The 19754-nt window shown below is 49.1% G+C and carries 22 protein-coding genes, 1 tRNA gene and 1 rRNA gene; 21 read left to right on the top strand and 3 right to left on the bottom strand.

Annotated features, from left to right (window positions below):
- Window positions 1-161 precede the first annotated feature (161 nt).
- The 10 genes from pxpB to tsaD all read left to right on the top strand — a co-directional run bounded on the left by pxpB (window position 162) and on the right by tsaD (window position 6751).
- Window positions 162-884 carry a 5-oxoprolinase subunit PxpB gene (gene pxpB / locus ACTRXH_RS15800; protein WP_474279737.1) on the top strand — a complete coding sequence of 241 codons (723 nt, stop codon included), beginning with the start codon at window positions 162-164 and terminating at the stop codon, window positions 882-884.
- On the top strand, window positions 881-1645 hold the full coding sequence (locus tag ACTRXH_RS15795; protein WP_474282996.1) for a 5-oxoprolinase subunit PxpA: 765 nt from the start codon (window positions 881-883) through the stop codon (window positions 1643-1645). Before pxpB ends, ACTRXH_RS15795 begins: the two co-directional genes overlap by 4 nt.
- Window positions 1642-2613, top strand: a complete 972-nt coding sequence (locus ACTRXH_RS15790; protein ID WP_474282994.1) for a 5-oxoprolinase subunit C family protein — start codon at window positions 1642-1644, stop codon at window positions 2611-2613. The genes ACTRXH_RS15795 and ACTRXH_RS15790 overlap by 4 nt, the downstream gene beginning before the upstream one ends.
- A 78-nt stretch (window positions 2614-2691) precedes the next feature.
- A 5S ribosomal RNA gene (rrf, locus tag ACTRXH_RS15785) occupies window positions 2692-2808 on the top strand.
- Window positions 2809-2818: 10 nt separating this feature from the next.
- Window positions 2819-2895, top strand: a tRNA-Met gene (locus ACTRXH_RS15780).
- Between the two features lie 212 nt (window positions 2896-3107).
- Window positions 3108-4100, top strand: a complete 993-nt coding sequence (thiL, locus tag ACTRXH_RS15775; RefSeq protein WP_474282992.1) for a thiamine-phosphate kinase — start codon at window positions 3108-3110, stop codon at window positions 4098-4100.
- A 22-nt stretch (window positions 4101-4122) separates the two neighbouring features.
- On the top strand, window positions 4123-4596 hold the full coding sequence (gene tsaE, locus ACTRXH_RS15770) for a tRNA (adenosine(37)-N6)-threonylcarbamoyltransferase complex ATPase subunit type 1 TsaE (protein WP_474282990.1): 474 nt from the start codon (window positions 4123-4125) through the stop codon (window positions 4594-4596).
- A complete protein-coding gene (tsaB, locus tag ACTRXH_RS15765) occupies window positions 4577-5287 on the top strand; it encodes a tRNA (adenosine(37)-N6)-threonylcarbamoyltransferase complex dimerization subunit type 1 TsaB (RefSeq protein ID WP_474282988.1) in 711 nt (236 codons plus the stop codon). Before tsaE ends, tsaB begins: the two co-directional genes overlap by 20 nt.
- Window positions 5284-5745, top strand: coding sequence for a ribosomal protein S18-alanine N-acetyltransferase (rimI, locus tag ACTRXH_RS15760; RefSeq protein ID WP_322527301.1), 462 nt, complete (start codon window positions 5284-5286; stop codon window positions 5743-5745). Before tsaB ends, rimI begins: the two co-directional genes overlap by 4 nt.
- On the top strand, window positions 5732-6751 hold the full coding sequence (gene tsaD, locus ACTRXH_RS15755; protein WP_474282986.1) for a tRNA (adenosine(37)-N6)-threonylcarbamoyltransferase complex transferase subunit TsaD: 1020 nt from the start codon (window positions 5732-5734) through the stop codon (window positions 6749-6751). Before rimI ends, tsaD begins: the two co-directional genes overlap by 14 nt.
- Window positions 6752-6798: 47 nt before the next feature.
- On the opposite strand, the gene ACTRXH_RS15750 is transcribed toward tsaD, so the two are convergent.
- A complete protein-coding gene (locus ACTRXH_RS15750) occupies window positions 6799-8739 on the bottom strand; it encodes an ATP-binding cassette domain-containing protein (protein ID WP_474282984.1) in 1941 nt (646 codons plus the stop codon).
- A 170-nt stretch (window positions 8740-8909) separates the two neighbouring features.
- Between ACTRXH_RS15750 and ACTRXH_RS15745 the strand changes: the two genes are divergently transcribed.
- Complete coding sequence (locus tag ACTRXH_RS15745) at window positions 8910-9557, top strand: redox-sensing transcriptional repressor Rex (RefSeq protein WP_474264216.1); 648 nt, start codon at window positions 8910-8912, stop codon at window positions 9555-9557.
- Between the two features lie 73 nt (window positions 9558-9630).
- Here ACTRXH_RS15745 and ACTRXH_RS15740 read toward each other — a convergent pair whose 3' ends face one another.
- Window positions 9631-9819, bottom strand: a complete 189-nt coding sequence (locus ACTRXH_RS15740; protein ID WP_413645747.1) for a DUF4305 domain-containing protein — start codon at window positions 9817-9819, stop codon at window positions 9631-9633.
- A gap of 1 nt (window position 9820) precedes the next feature.
- A complete protein-coding gene (locus ACTRXH_RS15735; RefSeq protein ID WP_474279743.1) occupies window positions 9821-10546 on the bottom strand; it encodes a lysostaphin resistance A-like protein in 726 nt (241 codons plus the stop codon).
- 349 nt (window positions 10547-10895) lie between these two features.
- Between ACTRXH_RS15735 and groES the strand changes: the two genes are divergently transcribed.
- The 10 genes from groES (at window position 10896) to ACTRXH_RS15685 (ending at window position 19646) form a co-directional block, all read left to right on the top strand.
- Window positions 10896-11180 carry a co-chaperone GroES gene (gene groES / locus ACTRXH_RS15730; RefSeq protein ID WP_322527306.1) on the top strand — a complete coding sequence of 95 codons (285 nt, stop codon included), beginning with the start codon at window positions 10896-10898 and terminating at the stop codon, window positions 11178-11180.
- 44 nt (window positions 11181-11224) lie between these two features.
- On the top strand, window positions 11225-12871 hold the full coding sequence (groL, locus tag ACTRXH_RS15725; protein WP_474279746.1) for a chaperonin GroEL: 1647 nt from the start codon (window positions 11225-11227) through the stop codon (window positions 12869-12871).
- 421 nt (window positions 12872-13292) lie between these two features.
- Window positions 13293-14219 (top strand): Ltp family lipoprotein, encoded by a 927-nt coding sequence (locus ACTRXH_RS15720; RefSeq protein WP_474282982.1) that lies wholly within the window; start codon window positions 13293-13295, stop codon window positions 14217-14219.
- A gap of 591 nt (window positions 14220-14810) precedes the next feature.
- Window positions 14811-15239 carry a TspO/MBR family protein gene (locus tag ACTRXH_RS15715; protein ID WP_474282980.1) on the top strand — a complete coding sequence of 143 codons (429 nt, stop codon included), beginning with the start codon at window positions 14811-14813 and terminating at the stop codon, window positions 15237-15239.
- Window positions 15240-15299: 60 nt separating this feature from the next.
- Entirely contained in the window at window positions 15300-16274 is a 975-nt protein-coding gene (locus ACTRXH_RS15710) for a Gfo/Idh/MocA family protein (RefSeq protein WP_474282978.1), read from the top strand.
- A gap of 91 nt (window positions 16275-16365) precedes the next feature.
- Window positions 16366-16710 (top strand): ArsR/SmtB family transcription factor, encoded by a 345-nt coding sequence (locus ACTRXH_RS15705; RefSeq protein WP_474282976.1) that lies wholly within the window; start codon window positions 16366-16368, stop codon window positions 16708-16710.
- A 44-nt stretch (window positions 16711-16754) separates the two neighbouring features.
- On the top strand, window positions 16755-17180 hold the full coding sequence (arsC, locus tag ACTRXH_RS15700) for an arsenate reductase (thioredoxin) (RefSeq protein WP_474282974.1): 426 nt from the start codon (window positions 16755-16757) through the stop codon (window positions 17178-17180).
- Window positions 17181-17194: 14 nt separating this feature from the next.
- Window positions 17195-17569 carry an arsenite efflux transporter metallochaperone ArsD gene (arsD, locus tag ACTRXH_RS15695; RefSeq protein ID WP_474282972.1) on the top strand — a complete coding sequence of 125 codons (375 nt, stop codon included), beginning with the start codon at window positions 17195-17197 and terminating at the stop codon, window positions 17567-17569.
- Window positions 17570-17584: 15 nt separating this feature from the next.
- On the top strand, window positions 17585-19339 hold the full coding sequence (gene arsA / locus ACTRXH_RS15690) for an arsenical pump-driving ATPase (protein ID WP_474282970.1): 1755 nt from the start codon (window positions 17585-17587) through the stop codon (window positions 19337-19339).
- Window positions 19340-19358: 19 nt separating this feature from the next.
- Window positions 19359-19646, top strand: a complete 288-nt coding sequence (locus tag ACTRXH_RS15685; RefSeq protein ID WP_474282968.1) for an adhesin — start codon at window positions 19359-19361, stop codon at window positions 19644-19646.
- Window positions 19647-19754 lie beyond the last annotated feature (108 nt).

The raw sequence follows: 19754 nt of genomic DNA, 5'->3' as shown, positions 1-19754 counted from the left end.
CTTCAGCGTTGATGATAGCCGGGGGTTCTCCCCCCGTGAAAGTAGATCGCTGCCGGGCGAGTTCAACCGTTTCCCTTTTCGGGGAAGCGGTTTTTTATATTTTTTTCCTTTTTCTCTATGCTACAATAAACATATTAATCATTAGGAGGGAGAAAAGTTATATGGATATTGTACCTATTGGGGATCATGCCTTAAGTGTGCAATTTGAAAATGTGATTTCTCCCTCCGTGAACCGAAAGGTGCACCGGCTGTATGAAGCTTTAACAAAAGAACGGCCGGAGGGGATGAGTGAGTGTGTTCCAGGCTACCGCGCATTGACTGTCTATTATAATCCCCTGCAAATACAGTACGAACGTCTTTACGAACTCATTTATAACGTATTTGAGCGCATGGACAAAGCATCGGAAGGTGCATTGAAAACGTACTATCTGCCGGTTTGTTATGACGTATCATTTGGACAGGATATCGAACGTCTTGCAGCAGATAACGAACTGTCTGTAGACGAAGTGGTGGAGCTGCACAGCAGTTCATCCTATTTTATTTATATGCTGGGCTTTACTCCGGGTTTTCCTTATCTCGGCGGGCTTGATGAACGACTTCATACTCCCCGTTTGGAAACACCAAGAGGAAAAGTGGAAGCCGGATCTGTTGGCATAGCCGACGCTCAGACAGGTGTGTATTCGATTGACAGTCCGGGAGGATGGAACATTATTGGTAAAACTCCGGTGCCTTTGTTCAATGCAGCGCACGATAAACCTGCGCTTCTAACCCCGGGCCATCTGCTCCGGTTTGAGCCTGTCGCATATAAGGAATACGCTGAAATTGAAAAATCTATCGGCCGTGGAGGGTACAGCATCCGTGTAGAAGAGGAGGGAGAGGTATGATCATTGATCTAAATTGTGACCTGGGGGAAAGTTACGGTATTTATACCCTGGGCATGGATCAGAAGGTGCTTCCTTTAGTGTCATCGGCGAACGTTGCCTGCGGAGGTCATGCGGGCGATTCGGCAGTGATGGCGCGTACAGTTGCTCTTGCCAAACAGTATGGTACGGCCGTCGGTGCCCACCCCGGCTTTTTGGATAAAGAAGGGTTTGGCCGCAGATACATAGCGATGGATGAAGAAGAAATTTATCAGCTTTGCCTCTATCAAATTGGGGCTCTCCATGCCTTCTGCTGTGCAGCGGACGTGCAGATGCAGCATGTAAAACCGCACGGGGCCTTATACAACGCTGCTCTTCGCGATTCCGCTGCTGCCAGAGGAGTGGCGCGGGCAGTGAAGGATTTTAATGAAAATCTCCTTTTATTTGCCCCTGTTCATACAGAGCTGCAGGCAGCGGGGGAAAGACAAGGCTTGAGGGTAGCAAAGGAAATGTTTGCAGACCGTACCTATACTGCTGACGGAACGTTGACTCCAAGAAAAGAGCAGAACGCCTTCGTCGATAAACCTGAAGACGCTGCCGCCCAGGTGCTTGATGTCCTTCAGGAGGGAACAATTAAAGCAGGGGACGGCACAGCTGTAGCAATGGAAGCAGATACCATATGTGTACACGGGGACAATGAACAGGCGGTTCTGTTTATTCAACATTTAAGGAATCAGCTTGAGCATCAAGGAGCTTCGGTGCAGGCAGCGGGGGAATTTATATGAACAAAACGCCTGTCTGCACCGTACAAAAAGCAGGGCTCTTTACGACTATCCAGGATACAGGCCGAACCGGATATCAGCACCTCGGTGTACCGGTCTCCGGAGCGATGGATCTGTATGCGCTCCGGATGGGGAACATTCTCTGCGGCAACTATTTGTCCGCAGCCGGACTGGAGCTGACGTTAATGGGACCGACCCTTACGTTTCACGAAGAGACGGTTATTGCGGTTACAGGTGGAAACTTGCAGCCGGAAGTAAATAAAGAACCCATTCCAATGTGGGCAACGAGAAAAGTTTACGCAGGAGACGAACTGACCTTTAACGGCCCGGCACACGGAGCACGTGCCTACTTTTGTATTGCAGGAGGCCTGGAGGTGCCAGTCGTTTTAGGAAGCCGCTCGACGTACACAAAAGCTGGCATAGGAGGGATGGAGGGCCGTGAGCTTGAAAGCGGCGATACCCTGTATCGCGGCAGCGTAAGTGCTGCTCCAAAGCCCTTTGAACGCCGGCTCCCCCCGGCGAGTATTCCAGTTTATGAAAAACAACAGACGCTCCGGGTAGTGGCTGGTCCGGAATTTGATAAATTAACAGCGGAAGCTGGAAAGAGACTGCTCCGGGAAGCTTATGTGGTGACCCAGGAAGCTGATCGGATGGGTATCCGGCTCCAGGGTCCGGAAGTGTCTTTGCTTGGTACTGGGGATATTATATCGGACGGGGTGGCGTTTGGAACTATTCAGCTGGCATCAGACGGCCAGCCGATGATTTTAATGGCTGACCGGCAGACGACGGGAGGTTACGCCCGTGTGTTAAATGTCATCAGTGCCGATTTATCGAAAGCTGCCCAACTGCAGCCAAATGCTTCTGTGGTGTTTGAGCAGGTAACGCTTGAGGAAGCGCGAATCGCTTTCAGGCAGATGCATCGTTCGCTCGAAGACGTGTACTTTGCTGTGAATAATAAAAAATTGCGATAAAATATTTGAAAACCCCTTGTGCTCCTTTATCCTGCGTGGTAAGATTATAATTGTCTTGTTGAGAGACACCATTAATAGTGCGGTGACAACAGCGAAGAGGATCCACCCGTTCCCATGCCGAACACGGAAGTTAAGCTCTTCAGCGTTGATGATAGCCGGGGGTTCTCCCCCCGTGAAAGTAGATCGTCGCCGCGCTATACCAAATCGCGGGATAGAGCAGTCTGGTAGCTCGTCGGGCTCATAACCCGGAGGTCGGAGGTTCAAATCCTCCTCCCGCAACCAATTATACTAATCCATTAAAGCCTTAAAGGCTTTTTTTTATGAAATAAATTGCAATAAATGAAGCCGGAAACCGAACTACCCTTTGTGCAGCACGCACAGAGGGTAGTTTTTGGATAAAAGCGAAGAGGTGCTTTTTTCGTTTACTGTACGCGATTGCAAGAATACGATAAACTAGCAGGAGACTATTATGAGAGATCATTGAGGAGCAGTTTATGCCAAACGATGAATTTGACTGGATTAATGAACGCAGACCAACACGGACCTTCCAGAAACGGCTGGAAGTAGGAATAGGTGATGACGCGGCGGTGTACCGGCCGCTTGCGCATATGAATGAAATTGTCTGCGTGGATACGATGATTGAAGACGTGCATTTTCGAAAAGATACGATGAAACCATTTGATATCGGCTTTAAAGCGCTGGCTGCAAACATTAGCGACGTCGCTGCCATGGGAGGCGTGCCGCATTTTTACGTGATATCGATTGCAATAACGCCCGGCTGGTCCGAAGAGGAATTAAACGAACTGTACCGGGGAATGAATGAACTGGGTGCACGCTATCAGATGGATATGATTGGCGGAGATACGGTATCCTCGCGTCGCGACTTAATGGTGAGTATTACGGTGATCGGTGCGGTGGAAGAAAAACAGCAGCTGCTGCGAAGCTCTGCGGAACCTGATGATATTGTGTTTTTAACCGGACCGGTCGGTATGTCCGCTGCCGGACTCGAGCTTCTGCTCGAACGGACAAGGGACGGGGCATACTCTGAGCGGGAAAAAGCATTGATTGCCTATCATCAGCGGCCGGTGCCCCAGGTGGAGGCAGGACGTCTGCTGGTGGAATGCGGTGGCCGTATTGCCTTGAATGATATAAGTGACGGGCTGGCAAGCGAATGCTGTGAGATTGCGGAGGCGAGCGGTGTTTCGATGGAACTGGACTTTTCTGGGCTTCCCGTCCACGAAGCTATGGAGCAGCTGGAGATTCAAACAATGAAAAAGCATATGTTTTACGGCGGAGAAGATTTCGAACTGGTCGGAACGGCTCCTTCTTCCGATTGGGAAAAGCTCAGCAGGAGATTCGAGCAAGCCGGACTTGCACTGTATGCGATTGGAAAGGTTTCAGAGGGGAATGGAGAAGTGTTCCTCCAGGAAAACGGCTCCCGCACAAAGCTGGAAAAATCAGGCTATAATCATTTTCGTCCATCATAAGCAGCAGAAAGGAAGAAACGCTATGACAGAGTGGGTCATCCACACTTCGTCTCCGGAGGAAACGGCGGCGTGGGGAGAGCTTTTGGGCCGATACGCGGAGGCAGATGAAAAAATATGGCTGGTCGGCAGTCTCGGAGCAGGGAAAACACATTTTGCCAAAGGCTTTGCCAGAGGCCTGGAAGTTACCACAATGGTGAATAGCCCGAGCTTTACGATCGTTAAAGAATATCAAGGACGGCTGCCTTTGTTTCATATTGACCTTTACCGGCTGTCAGAGGAGGAAGCAGAGGAAATCGGCATTGAAGAATACTTTGAGGCAGGTGGAGTATCGCTGTTGGAATGGCCGGTTCGTCTGGAAGAATGGCCGGAGGATCGTCTGGAAATAGATATTCAATACACCGGGGAAACGAGCAGGCAATTGACTTTGACAGCCGTTGGCGAGCGGTGGAAGGCAAAGATGAAGGAGTTGCAGAACGATGAAAATGCTCGCAATTGACACATCCACGCACGTGCTGGGCATCGCCCTTGCAGATGAACAGAAAATTCTCGGAGAATATACTACCAACATTAAAAAAAATCATTCCGTACGTCTGATGCCGGCGGTGGAATCACTGATGAAAGAAAGTGGTGTTGGCCCGGAAGATCTGGATGCGGTGGCAGTAACGACCGGGCCAGGCTCCTACACCGGCGTGCGCATCGGAGTAACAACAGCCAAATCATTGGCCTGGGCTTTAAATATCCCGCTTTATCCCGTATCAACGCTTCAGGTATTTGCCCAAAACGGTCTCGGATTTCCAGGTCTCGTTTCTCCACTGATTGATGCGCGAAGAAATCAGGTCTACACGGCGGCTTTTTCCGGAAGTGCGGAAGAAAACGCAGTAGTACGTCAAATGAAAGACCAGATCATTCTGCTCCCGGAATGGCTCGAGGTGCTGGAGCAAACCCAGGAACAAATTCTGTTTGTCGGAGAGGACACGGGGAGCCGGCAGGAGCTTATCCGGGAACGACTTGGCAGCCGGGCGGTTTTTGCAGACTGGACGAAACAGACAATCCGTCCGGCGGAAATTATCCGGATCGCCCGCACCGCCGGCGAAGCACAGGATGCACACGCAGTGGTGCCGGAATATGCCCAGCTTGCCGAAGCAGAAAAAAATTGGCAGAAAGCCCAAAGCGGGAGATCCGAATGAAAGCAGAAATACTGATCCGGATGATGAGTGCCGACGATATAGACAATGTGATGGAAGTAGAACACAACGCCTTCTCGATGCCGTGGAGCCGGCGAGCGTTTGAAAATGAAATGTACAACAACCAGTTTGCCCATTATCTGGTGGCGGAAGTCGCAGGCAGAATTGTCGGCTACTGCGGGGTGTGGATCGTCATTGACGAGGCGCATGTAACCAACATTGCGGTGCATTCACGCTATCGCGGACGGAAAATTGGCCAGGAGCTGCTGGCCAATTTAATGGAGCTTGCCTACACATATGGGGCCCGGACGATGACGCTCGAAGTGCGTGAAACCAATGAAACGGCCCGGAACCTGTACGATAAATTCGGATTCGTGCCCGGCGGTGTGCGAAAAAATTATTATATGGACAATAATGAAAATGCGATAGTAATGTGGGTGAATATGAATGAACGAGCATGAACCAATAGATATTTTGGCTGTGGAAACGAGCTGTGACGAAACAGCTGCGGCAGTTATCAGAAACGGCACCGAGATCCGGTCCAACGTCGTCCTCTCCCAGATGAAAAGCCATAAACGCTTTGGCGGCGTCGTGCCCGAGGTCGCTTCGAGACATCATGCGGAATCCATCACCCAGGTAATGGAGCAGGCACTCGAGGAAGCAGGAAGCACATTTTCTGATTTGTCCGCCGTGGCGGTAACGGAAGGCCCGGGACTTGTCGGGGCGCTTCTTGTCGGCGTGAACGCCGCAAAAGCGACAGCCTACGCGAAGGGACTGCCGTTGATAGGCGTTCACCATATTGCGGGTCATATTCAGGCGACCCGGCTCGAGGTGGAGTGGGAGTACCCAGCTCTTGCCCTCGTCGTATCCGGCGGCCATACGGAGCTGGTGCTGATCAAAGAAGAAGGGGAGTATGAGCTGCTCGGCCAGACAAGAGATGATGCCGTGGGAGAAGCATATGATAAAGTCGCACGTACTCTCGGCCTGCCGTATCCCGGCGGCCCGGAGCTCGACAAACTGGCTAAAACCGGAGCACCGACCGTACCGCTGCCTGTGGCGTGGCTTGAGGAAGGTTCGTATGATTTCAGCTTCAGCGGATTGAAATCAGCCGTCATGAATACACTCCATAATGCCCGCCAGCGTGGGGAAGAACTAGCTCCGGAAGACGTTGCGTCAAGCTTTCAGCAGAGCGTCATTACCGTGCTGACGGAGAAAACGGCCCGAGCGGCAGAAGCCTGCGGAGCCAGACAGGTAATGGTAGTCGGAGGTGTGGCAGCCAACAGCGGTCTGCGGGCTGCGATGGAAGAAAAATTCAGAGAGAGCGGCGTAAAGCTGCAGATCCCGCCGCTTCATTTATGTACCGATAATGCAGCCATGATCGGAGCTGCCGCCTATATCAACTGGAAAAAGGGAAATTTTTCAGGCATGGATTTAAACGGGGTGCCCGGCCTGCCGCTTCATACGTAACAAAAAACCCGTGCTCTCTTTTGCAGAGAACACGGGTTTTGCTGTAACTAGGAACTGGATTCTTCGAGCTGCAGCTCTTCCCATTCCTCCATCAGCTGCTCTAGCTCGCCTCTCAGTTCATTGATTGAGGTCTGATAGCCGGCGGCCTTTTCATGGTCTTCGTATACGTCGGGCTCGAAAAGAGCTGCTTCCTGCTCCTCGACGAGCTGTTCCTTGGCTTCAATATCCTGTTCAATCTGCTCGATGCGGCGCTGCCGCTTGCGGGCCTCCCGCTTGGCTGCTTTGTCGTCTGCAAACGAGGATTTAGCCGCACCGGCATCCTCCTGCTTCGGTCCTTCACGCTCAGCCTGAAGCGCTGCTTTTTCCCGTTCTTCTTCTTTTTTGAACAAATAGTAATCATAATCCCCGATGTAGTTGCGGACGTCGCCGTCCCCCATTTCGAGAATGCGTGTTGCAATCCGGTTCAGAAAGTACCGGTCGTGGGAAACAAACAAAATTGTTCCCGGGTAATCAATCAGAGCGTCTTCGAGCACTTCCTTGCTGTCGAGATCGAGATGGTTGGTCGGCTCGTCAAGCAGCAAAAAATTCGACTTCTGCATCATCATTTTGGCGAGCGAGAGGCGCGCTTTTTCGCCGCCGCTAAGGTCGGACACCTGCTTCAGCACGTCTTCGCCGGTAAATAAAAACTGGCCGAGCACGGTACGAATATCCTTTTCGTTTTCGAGCGGATATTCATCCCACAGCTCCTGCAGGACGGTTTTGCCCGAATTCAGTTCGGCCTGCTGCTGGTCGTAATAGCCGAGATCTACTTTACTTCCGAGCTGAATATGCCCTTCATCCGGTTCAAAGTCTCCCTTGATCGTTTTTAAAAAGGTACTTTTCCCCGTCCCGTTTGGTCCAATCAGCGCAATGCTCTCACCGCGCTGGGCCCGGACATTTAAACGTTCGAACACAGGCGCTTTGTTGTCAAAGCGAAAGGTGAGGTCTTCTGCTTTCAATACATCGTTGCCGCTCTGACGGTCGATGTCGAAGCGCAGAGTAGCGGATTTGCCGTCCCGCTGCGGTTTGTCGAGCTTATCCATTTTCTCGAGCTTTTTCCGCCGGCTCTGGGCCCGTTTTGTTGTAGATGCGCGTACGATGTTTTTCTGCACGAAGTCTTCAAGCTCAGAAATTTCCTTCTGCTGCTTTTCATAGGCCTGCATTTCCTGTTCAAACAGCTCGGCCCGTTTTTCCTGAAAGGCACTGTAGTTGCCGTAGAACAAACGGGCTTTCTTATGAATAATTTCGTATACCTTCGTTACGATCTGGTCCAGAAAATACCGATCGTGGGAAACGATCAGGACTGCCCCCGGATAACTGCTTAAATACTGCTCGAGCCAGCGCAGGGTATCCATATCAAGATGGTTGGTCGGCTCGTCAAGAATTAAGAGCTCCGGCTTGGCCAGGAGCAGCTTGCCGAGAGCAAGACGGGTCTTCTGGCCGCCGCTTAACGACTGCACCGGCGTGTCGAGAGAGAAGCTGCCAAAGCCAAGACCCGCCAGCACCGTGCGGATGTCGGACTCGTAGCGGTAGCCGCCGCGCGCTTCGAATTCCTGCTGGCGCTGGTCGTAGTCGGACATCAGCTTTTCATAGGCTCTGGCATCGTCAATAATATCGGGCTCGGACATTTTCGCCTCCATACGACGCAGCTCCGCTTCAGCTTTTTGCAGGTGGGTAAAAACATCAAGCATTTCATCCCACATCGTTTTATCGCTGTTCAGGCCGGTATGCTGCTCAAGATACCCGAATGTCGTGCCCTTTGGCATCGTGATCGAACCGGAATCATACGAGGATTCACCGGCAAGAATTTTCAGGAGAGTGGATTTGCCGGCCCCGTTTTTGCCGACCAGGGCCACCCGCTCACCTTCCTTTACCTCGAGTTTTATTTGATCAAGTACGGTTTCTGCCCCAAAAGACTTGGTGACACCCGAACATTGAAGTAAAATCATATTTATATAGCTCCTTTAATAACAACTCTGATAGTATCAGTGTATCGTACTTTTCGGCGAAACGCGAAATAGGATACGTCTTGCTGCAGGTAAGCGTTTCGGTACGTTTTCATAGGGACGCATGCTATACTGTCTACAGACAATGACAATACATTTAGGTGGAAATAATTATGAATACAGACCAGCAAAAAATTCCGCAGGCAACCGCAAAGCGGCTGCCCCTATATTATCGATTTCTGGAAAGCCTGTATGCAACAGGCAAAACCCGCGTTTCTTCAACCGAATTGAGTGAGGCGGTCAAGGTGGATTCGGCAACGATCCGCCGGGATTTTTCATATTTCGGCGCGCTCGGCAAGAAAGGGTACGGCTACAATGTACAGTACCTGCTGTCGTTTTTCCGGACTACCCTGGACCAGGACGAGGCGACAGACGTCGTACTTCTCGGCGTCGGGAACCTCGGGAAGGCGCTGCTTCGCTACAATTTCTCCAAAAATGAAAACACCCGGATTGTGGCTGCATTTGATATCAATAAAGACATGGTGGGAGAGCAGATTGGAAATGTGCCGGTGTATCATACCGATGATCTGGCGGAGAAGCTTGAAGAGCATAACGTTTCCGTAGCAATGCTCACCGTGCCGTCCGCCGCCGCCCAAACAACCGGGGAAAAACTGGTGGAGGCAGGCATCAGCGGCATTCTAAACTTTACCCCGGCGCGCCTATCCGTCCCTGCGTCTGTGCGCGTGCATCATATTGATCTTGCCATCGAGCTGCAGACGCTCGTGTACTTTCTGAAAAATTATCCGCTGGACAACGAATAGGCTGTCAGCAGGATACTTCATTTATACTGACCCATAAAAAAGGGACCGGCCAACATTCAGGCGGTCCCTTTTGCTATTTCTTCTTTTTCTGCTCCGACATGAGGCGCAGATAATTGAATCCCATTACGAGGTCGTAGGCGGCAAAGGCGGCGAGCAGAATGCTCCAGAACGACCAGGAGGACTCGCTGACGGAAAAGTACGTAAACATCAGCAGTACTCCGCCCAGCACAAAGTAAAAAAGGGCAGCGGTAGAAGCTTTCATATTACATCAACCCCTGAACAAGCAGAATAAGTGCACTCTCGGCTTCACGCATAATGCGTTCGATTTCGTCCTGGAACAATACCTGAATACCGACCACAAATGCGTTCATGATGGAGTGGACGATAATCGGCACGATAATCCGGCCGGTTTTGACATACAAATAAGCGAACACAAAGCCGATCATGGTGTAGACGAGCAGGTGGGTGAAATCCAAATGCACAGCAGCAAATATCAGGGAGCTGATAATAGCGGCAATAAAAAAGTTCGTTCGTTTGTACAGCGAGCCGAATATAGCTTTACGGAACACCAGCTCTTCGAGAATAGGTCCGATCACGGCTACAATAATAACAAAGGCCGGCATGCTGTTAACAAGCTCAATGATCTGCGCCGTATTTTCAGAGGCCGTATCGATGCCGAGCAGGTTCTGTTCAATCAAACCGGCAACGATCTGACCGGCGTAGGCGAGAGCGAACCCGATAAAAATCCAGGCGACGGAATTCGGCCACGGCATTTTTGGCTTATTAAACGCAAGGCGCTGGCCTCTTTCAGGAATCAGTAGAATTAAAATAACAATCAAAGCGACGATAAAGCTCGCAAAAATCCAGAAGTACGAAGCCTGCTGCGCGGAATCAAAGCTGCCTACAGCCAAAAGGGCCGGGACGGCAACGATGCCCGAAAGCTGCATAAGTACATAAATAATAACAATGCTCCAGTAACGTGCGGCCATGGAAGGGGATCACTCCTAATCTCTCTCGGTTAAATCCAATTTCGAACGCTCTAATTGTATCACAGGTACCTGCAGGAAGAATAAAGAGAGCGCTTGCGAATTTATGACAATTTTGAAATATAAGGTTAATAAAACGATTAGCAGGGAATGTGAATTCAGGTGCCATCAAGCGCTGGAGTGGGAAAAGGAAGAAAAATTTTCGCTTCCCTCTTGCAAACAAAGCCCAGGTTGATTAATATAATAATTGGGTTTAGCACTCGAATGGAAAGAGTGCTAACAACAAATGTTGTTACTGTCGTTCCCGTTACATATAACGGACGATGAAAATATTCTAAGGAGGTTGTTTTCCTTGTTAAAGCCTTTAGGTGATCGACTCGTACTCGAACAGGTAGAATCAGAAGAAAAAACCGCTGGTGGTATTGTGCTGCCGGACTCCGCTCAGGAGAAGCCACAGGAAGGACGCGTGGTTTCTGTAGGTGCCGGTGCTGTAAAAGACAACGGTGAACGCGTAGCGCCGGAAGTAAACGAAGGCGACATCGTCGTTTATTCGAAGTTTGCAGGCACAGAAGTGAAATACGACGGCAAAGATTATTTAATCGTTCGCGAAAGCGACATCCTCGCTGTAGTTCAGTAATCAGCTTCATTTCGAAATCATTATTACATTAGGAGGATTTCATCATGGCTAAAGATATTAAGTTTAGTGAAAACGGCCGCCGCGCGATGCTCCGCGGTGTCGACGAACTCGCAAACGCTGTAAAAGTAACACTTGGACCGAAAGGCCGCAACGTTGTTCTGGAAAAAAAGTTCGGTTCCCCACTTATCACCAATGACGGTGTAACCATCGCCAAAGAAATCGAACTCGAAGACAACTTCGAAAATATGGGCGCGCAGCTCGTATCCGAGGTTGCAAGCAAAACGAACGACATTGCCGGTGACGGTACAACAACAGCAACCGTTCTTGCCCAGGCGATGATTCAGGAAGGCCTGAAAAACGTTACCTCCGGTGCGAATCCAATGGGTATCCGCCGCGGAATGGAGAACGCGACCAAAGTAGCGGTCGAAGAACTCCGTAACGTCAGCAAGCCGATTGAAGGCAAAGAATCCATCACGCAGGTTGGTGCGATTTCTGCAGGGTCTGAAGAAATCGGCCAGATCATTGCAGAAGCAATGGAGCGCGTGGGCAACGACGGCGTTATCACGGTCGAAGAGTCCCGCGGCCTTGATACAGAGCTTGAAGTTGTGGAAGGTATGCAGTTCGATCGTGGTTATGCGTCTCCGTACATGGTTTCCGACAACGAATCCATGACTGCAGAGCTCGATAACCCGTATATTTTAATCACGGACAAAAAGCTCACAAGTATTCAGGAAGTACTTCCGCTGCTTGAGCAGGTTGTACAGCAGAACCGTCCAATCCTTATCATCGCAGAAGATGTGGAAGGCGAAGCGCTTGCGACTCTCGTTGTTAACAAACTGCGCGGAACATTCAACGCAGTAGCAGTAAAAGCTCCAGGCTTTGGTGACCGTCGTAAAGCAATGCTTGAAGACATCGCCACACTTACCGGTGGTACGGTTATTACAGAAGATGTAGGCCTTGACCTGAAAACTGCAACGATCGACCAGCTCGGTCACGCCAACAAAATCACGATCGATAAAGACAACACAACAATTGTTGAAGGAAGCGGCGATCCGCAGACCATCGGTGCACGTGTAACGCAGCTGCGTACGCAGATGGAAGAAACCACTTCTGAATTCGACCGTGAAAAACTTCAGGAGCGTCTCGCGAAGCTTGCAGGCGGCGTAGCCGTTGTTAAGGTCGGCGCAGCTTCTGAAACGGAAATGAAAGAGCGCAAGCTCCGCATCGAAGACGCCCTCAGCTCTACACGCGCAGCAGTAGAAGAAGGCATTGTCTCCGGCGGCGGTACCGCGCTGATGAACGTCTACAAAAAAGTAGAAGAAGAAATGAACAACACAACAGGCGACGAAGCAACCGGCGTGAAAATCGTTCTCCGTGCCCTCGAAGAACCACTCCGTCAGATTGCGCATAACGCAGGCCTTGAAGGCTCCGTTATCGTTGAGCGCCTGAAAACAGAAGCAGTCGGACACGGTTATAACGCAGCGACCGGCGAATGGGTAAACATGATTGACGCAGGTATTGTCGATCCTACAAAAGTTACCCGCTCCGCGCTGCAAAACGCATCGTCCGTATCCTCCATGTTCCTGACAACCGAAGCAGTTATCGCCGACATTCCAGAAGAAAATGGCGGCGGTTCCGGCGGCGGCATGCCAGACATGGGTGGCATGGGCGGAATGGGCGGCATGATGTAGGCCAACAGGATGTTGGTCACCCGGACGCTGCGACAGGACGTCGCGGTTTTCGTCCGGGTTCCGCTCAATCCCATGCTATAACCCAGCTTTAATGAAAATGAGCAGAATGCTAACATTTTGCTAACATTTGAATAGGATTTACTTTAAGCTTCTCATGAGTTCACTAAACTTATGGGAAGCTTTTTCTTATGGTTTATTTTCATGTAAGCAAGAAGATTTGTACCTGTTAGACAATCAACCCAATCACTAAAAAAGTAAACACGAAACTCGAAAAATCCGTTTAGCATAAAGTTCTTAAAAATCTTTTCCTTCCTTCTTCTGAATGCAGTCAAAATCATCTAAAAACTCTCTCCCAGTAGATTTCCGTCTTTACTTTAATATGGTAAAATTTAGCCGATATATGTGAAAAAGGGGGATTTTAATGAGGTATACAGAGAAGAAAAAATGGTATAAGCGCATTCCGGGGTATCGTTCCGGAGTGAAGTGGAAGATGATTACAGCTTCTATTATTTACGCTTTAATTTTATTTGCTATATTAGTTCCAACCGAGTCTTCTACAGAAATAGCTAGTGAAAATACGGAGGAAGATGCTGCTGAATTAGAAGCGGAAGATGCTCCAGCAGCTAAGGATGAACAAGAAGCTGACAAGCAAAAAAATAACGAAGAAAAAGAAGAAAAGAAAGCGAAGGAAGAGGAAGAGCGCCAGGCTGAAGAAGAAGCCGAGCAGGAGGCCAGGGAAGAGGAAGAAAGCCAGGCTGAAGAAGAGGCCGAACAGGAAGCAAAAGAAGAGGAAGAACGCCAGGCTGAAGAAGAGGCCGAACAGGAAGCAAAAGAAGAGGAAGAGCGCCAGGCTGAAGAAGAAGCCGAGCAGGAGGCCAGGGAAGAGGAAGAGCGTCAGAATGAAGAAGAATCCAGCGGATCTGTTTCTCAGGAGCAGGCAGTGAGTCAGGCTCAGAGTTATCTGGAATATACGGCCTTTTCTAAATCAGGACTCATCGAGCAATTGGAGTATGAAGGCTTTAGTACAGAGGATGCAACATATGCTGTAGAAAATATCTCAGTTGATTGGGAGGAGCAGGCGGTCGCTCAGGCCGAAGACTATCTGGAGTACACGGCATTCTCTGAATCGGGATTGATCGAGCAATTGGAGTATGATGGTTTTAGCCCCACTGAGGCCGCTCATGGTGTAGAAAACATTACTGTGGATTGGCAGGAGCAGGCAGTTAGCAGTGCGGAGAATTATCTTGAGTACAGTTCTTTTTCAAGACAGGGCTTGATCGACCAATTGACTTATGAGGGGTTCAGCACAGAGCACGCCACCTATGCTGCCGGCCAAGTCGGTTTGTAATAGACATATTGAGTTTAGGGAGCAGCAAAAGCTGCTCCCTTTATCTACCAGTATTTATTAATTATACCTCTCTCTTAACGTGAACTTTCCACTTTCAAGGATAAATTAAATTGATGCTCTTCCTCCCACTCAATATCAATAGATCAAGAGTTTGTTAATTTTTCAATTAGGTTTATACGCCACATTCCAGTTTAATATAAACAACTTCTCCTTTAACCATCCGTTACCTGGGTGGAGATCCACCAGGTGTTTCCCGCTAAGGTTCAGGCATTGTCGACTATTAAATAAGGAGAGACTGAGGAATAGCCTTCCTGTTTCCGATTTATACGTCACCATACCCTTCACGCAGTTTTCGAAAGGCATTAAAATCACCCGGTAGGTAATGTAATTATATCAGTATCGGTGTGTGTAATTCAGTCCGTACTATTCATTGCATTGATCATGTGGGGGTAGTCGTAGATGGTCTTTCTTCCGCCAAAGCCTTTTCCTTGATATTGAACTTGAAGTGCTGATGGAGAATTGACCGAGAAAATAAACTAAACACGGAGAAGCCGTAAACAAAATGATGGGAAGGGAGACGATTATATTAAGTTGCTACTATTAAGTATAGCTGTAGTAAGCACTCTTGCCATACTTGGAAATGCTTTTGTAGGTGATGCTTTAACTATTTGGTATGCTCAGCTGAACAAGCCCTGGTATTTGGTTCCTTTATGGTTTTTTATAGTTGTCGGTGTTCTTTACTATATTATGGGCACCGTCATTTTATACCGGCAAATGAATAAATTTGATGAGTCACATTTGCGAAAAACGGCTTTGATTCTTACATTGATAATGCTGACAGGAAACGAAATATGGAATTATTTATTTTTTGGTCTGCAAAGCACTTTTTTAGGTTTTATTGCTTTAATCCCTTTTATTCTGGTTGGTAGTTTATTAGCATATATTCTTAAAAAAATTGATGTTTTCTCTTTTAAGATCCTTTTACCTTATATTTTATGGTTAATATATGATTTAATATAGGCATTCGATTTATATATGCAAAATCCGTAACGTGAATTTTTGTATTTGGGAGGAAACGATATGAAAAATGTACGATGGGGCATCATAGGATGCGGCAACGTGACAGAGGTTAAAAGCGGACCTGCCTTTCAGCTGGCTGAAAACAGCTCCCTGCAGGCGGTGATGAGGAGAAATGGAGAAAAGGCGAGAGACTATGCAGAACGTCACGGGGTCCCCAACTGGTATGATAATGCGGAGGAACTAATCCATGATGACGAAGTGGATGCCGTTTATATAGCGACGCCGCCTTTGTCACATAAGGAATATACAATAATGGCCGCTAAAGCGGAAAAGCCTGTGTATGTGGAAAAGCCGATGGCAAACAGCACAGACGAATGTGGAGAAATGATAAAAGCCTGCGAAAATAACGGTGTTCCATTATTTGTTGCCTACTATAGAAGATCACTTCCGCGTTTTAGAAAAGTAAAAGAACTGCTGGATGCTGAAAGCATTGGAGATGTTCGGTTTGCTTCTATCCAGCAGAACCAAAAAATCGTCCAAAAAGACGAAAACGGAGAATGGCCGTGGAGAGTAATCCCTGAAAAGAGCGGCGCAGGACTTTTCTATGATGTCGGATCCCATACGCTGGATCTTTTTGATTATCTGCTCGGGCCTTTGAGTGATGTAAAGGGTTCTGCGGTGAACCTGGCTGATTCCTACCCGGCGGAAGATACGGTAAGCGGCACATGGAAATTTGAGAGCGGTGCTGTTGGGATAGGCGTATGGAATTTCTCCTCATATAAAAATGAAGATGACAACCGTATCGTCGGAACAAAAGGAGAAATACGCTTCTCTACATTTGACGATAAGCCGGTCATCCTTCTAAACGAAGCCGGGGAAGAGACTTTTCATATCGAGCACCCTGCACATATTCAGTATTATCACATTCAGTCTATGGTGGATGAACTGCTTGGAAAAGGTGTCTGTCCAAGTACCGGCAAAACAGCATTTCGCACGAATCAGGTAATGGAAGAGCTGGTTAAAGAATATTATTAAAAGCACACTGGACGTTAAGCATTATTCGTTGACGTTCAGTGATTTTTATATTAGCATATGCTTATATAATAAAACGATGGTAGGTGAACGTATGGAAAAGATTAAACCGGAAATCAAGGACACTGCTTCTGTGCTGAAGCTGTTGGGAGACAACACACGTCTTTCCATTGTCAGCCTTGTACAGAACCACGAATGCTGCGTATGCGAGTTCGTGGAGCTTCTGGATATGTCCCAGTCATCGGTTAGCCAGCATCTCAGAAAGCTCCGGGACGCTGGCCTCGTCAAAGAACAGCGGAAGGGGCACTGGATTTTTTATTCATTTAACCGGGAGCATCCTTCCGCGGGCATGGTGGAGGATATTCTCCACCATGTGCCCGACCAGAACGAAAAGCTGCAGCAGCTGGAACGGGACGGACTGCGCATCAACTGTGACTGAGCGCCGCTGCACGAACCAATAATTTATGAAATGAGGGTTCAGTAATGAGTAAAAAGAAAATGTATTTTTTATGTACGGGTAATTCCTGCCGCAGTCAGATGGCTGAAGGATTTGGTCATTATTACCTGGGAAATGATTGGGAGGTACGGAGCGCTGGTATTGAAGCCCACGGCCTGAATCCAAAAGCGGTAGAGGCCATGAACGAAGCAGGCATCGATATTTCCACTCAGGAATCGAACATGATTGACATGGATTATTTGAATAATGCAGATATGGTCGTTACGCTTTGCGGCGATGCCAATGATAAATGCCCAATGACCCCGCCGCACGTAACACGGGAGCACTGGGGCTTTGATGACCCGGCAAAAGCAGAAGGCACCGAGGAAGAACGCTGGGCGGTTTTTCAGCGCGTACGTGATGAAATTAAAGAACGCATCCATGCCTTCTCGCAGGCAGAAAGCGTAAAATAGAGGAGAAGATAAGCATGACGAAGGTGCGTATTTATGACCCTGCGATGTGCTGTGATACAGGCGTATGCGGCCCGGGCACAGACCCGGAGCTCGTGCGGATCGCTTCTGCGGTTGAACGTCTGCAGCAGCAGGGGCACAATATTGAACGCTATAACCTGGCCAATCAGCCTGAAGAATTTGCCGCAGCTGGGGAGATTACGGACCGGATCACTGCCGATGGGATTGAAGCCCTTCCGATTATAATGAAGGACGGAGCTGTCGTAATGACGGCGGAGTATCCGGACGTGGAGCAGCTTGCAGATTGGTTTGAGGCAAAGGCCGAAGAGCTTCAGCCGGAAAGAAGCGTTCCAACGGTGGAGCTGTCGTTTAACACCCGCTATTCTAAATAAAAAGGGGCTTGCCTGATGAATACGAAACGCTTTCACCCGGATCATCACACGTATACCCGTTATTTGTTTTTTACTGGTAAAGGCGGCGTTGGAAAAACATCCTCTGCTTCAGCGCTTGCAGCTTACCTTGCCGGAAAAGGCAAACAGGTGCTGCTTGTTAGCACGGATCCGGCCTCGAACCTGGATGACGTGCTTGAAATGCCGCTGAATAACCGGGCTTCCGCTGTGACAGACGTAGCGGGACTGTATGCAAGCAATATCGACCCCGGAGAAGCGGCCGCAACGTACAAAGAAGCCGTGGTTGGTCCTTACCGGAACCTTTTACCGGAAACAGCCGTAGCGCAGATGGAAGAACAGCTTTCGGGAGCGTGTACTGTTGAAATCGCTGCCTTTAATGAATTTGCAGAGCTGTTAACGGCGCCGCATGAAAACTATGACCACATTATTTTTGATACAGCCCCTACCGGTCATACGCTTCGACTGCTGCAGCTGCCATCGGCCTGGGATGACTTTTTACAGACGAGTACGCACGGTGCTTCCTGCCTTGGCCCGTTATCCGGCCTGGCAGATAAAAAAACAATGTATGAACAGGCGGTCACACAGCTCGCAGATGCTGCCCAGACAACAGTATACATTGTCGCGCGTCCGGATACTTCCTCTTTAGAGGAAGCGGCCCGGACAGCGGAAGAGCTGGGGAGCATGGGAATGCATGAGCAGGTATTTTTGATGAATGGGGTATTCAAGCCTGCAGGAACCGAAGACGCAACAGCCTCTTTGTTTGCCTCCGCCCAGCAGGAAGCATTGGAACAGGCCCCTGCTTTCTTTGAAGATAAAACGCTTTGGACGCTTGCCTACCATGCGGTAATACCTACAGGCGCTGTCCGCTTAACTCATTTGTTTGATGAACCTTCTATAGTGGAGGAATCCGGGCCGTTTCATCAACATGGCCTGGAAAAGACAGCGGAGGACATGGTGCAGGATATTGAAGATCAAAAATACCGTCTCGTATTTACGATGGGAAAAGGCGGCGTCGGGAAAACGACGATGGCAGCTGAGGTAGCTGCGAAGCTTGCTGCACGAGGCCACGCTGTTCATTTAACGACAACCGATCCGGCGGATCATCTGGCCGGCGTTATTGATCTGGATGATCTTTCTCCATTATTAACAGTCAGCCACGTGCATCCGGAAGAAGCACTGTCGGATTATCAGAAAACCACAAAAGCTGAAGCCATTGCTGCCGGTGTTTCTGAATCTGATCTGGCCTACATTGAAGAGGATCTTTCCTCGCCTTGTACAGAAGAAATAGCGGTATTTCAGGCTTTTTCAGAAGTGGCTGCCCGGGCAGAAAACGAGATTGTGGTTATAGACACAGCACCGACCGGCCATACGCTTCTGCTTCTGGAACACGCGGAACAGTATACTAAAGAAATTGAACGAAGCAGCGGGCATACGCCCGAGGCGATGAAGCAGCTGCTGCCGAGACTGAAAAATCCGGAGGAAACGGCCTTTCTGCTGCTTACTCTTCCGGAAACAACACCGGTCTTTGAAGCTGAGCGCCTGCAGCAGGATCTTGGCCGTACTGGCATTTATCCGAAATGGTGGGTCATCAACCAAAGCTTTGCAGCTTCGCAAACGAATGACCCTCTTCTACGGGAAAAAGCAAAGAGAGAGCTATTTTGGATTGATTACGTGAAGAAAAATCTGGCAGATAAAATAGTTACGCTTCCCTGGGATGCGAGTGCAGGGAAAAAAGCCCAAACGATATCTTAATGCGAAGGGGAAAATAAATATGGAGATTACAAACGAAGCAAAAACGGTACTGCAGACTCTGATGGCAGAAAATAAAGTCGATCATGTACGGGTAGCCTATGAAGGAATGGGATGCTGTTCCCCGCAGATCGGCCTTGGTTTGAGCGAGCCGGAAGAAAAGGATCAGGTGGAAAACATTAATGACATCCAGGTTGCGGTAGATGAACGCGTTCTGGAATTGGTGCAGGCAGTAAAGCTTGATGTCCAGGACAATGAAGAAGGCAAACAGCAGTTTGTCATGACCGGATTGCCGGAAAACAATTGCTAAACAAGCTATAAGGGATTCAGGAAAGGAGTCGTTTTATGACGGAAGAACGGATTTATGATGTGATTATCGCGGGGGCCGGCCCGGCCGGCATGACCGCGGCGGTGTACG

This window comes from Marinococcus sp. LNHM5E3-2.1, assembly GCF_056034365.1.
Note: the sequence above shows the minus strand (reverse complement) of the source record. Positions and strands in the feature narration are given on the sequence as shown.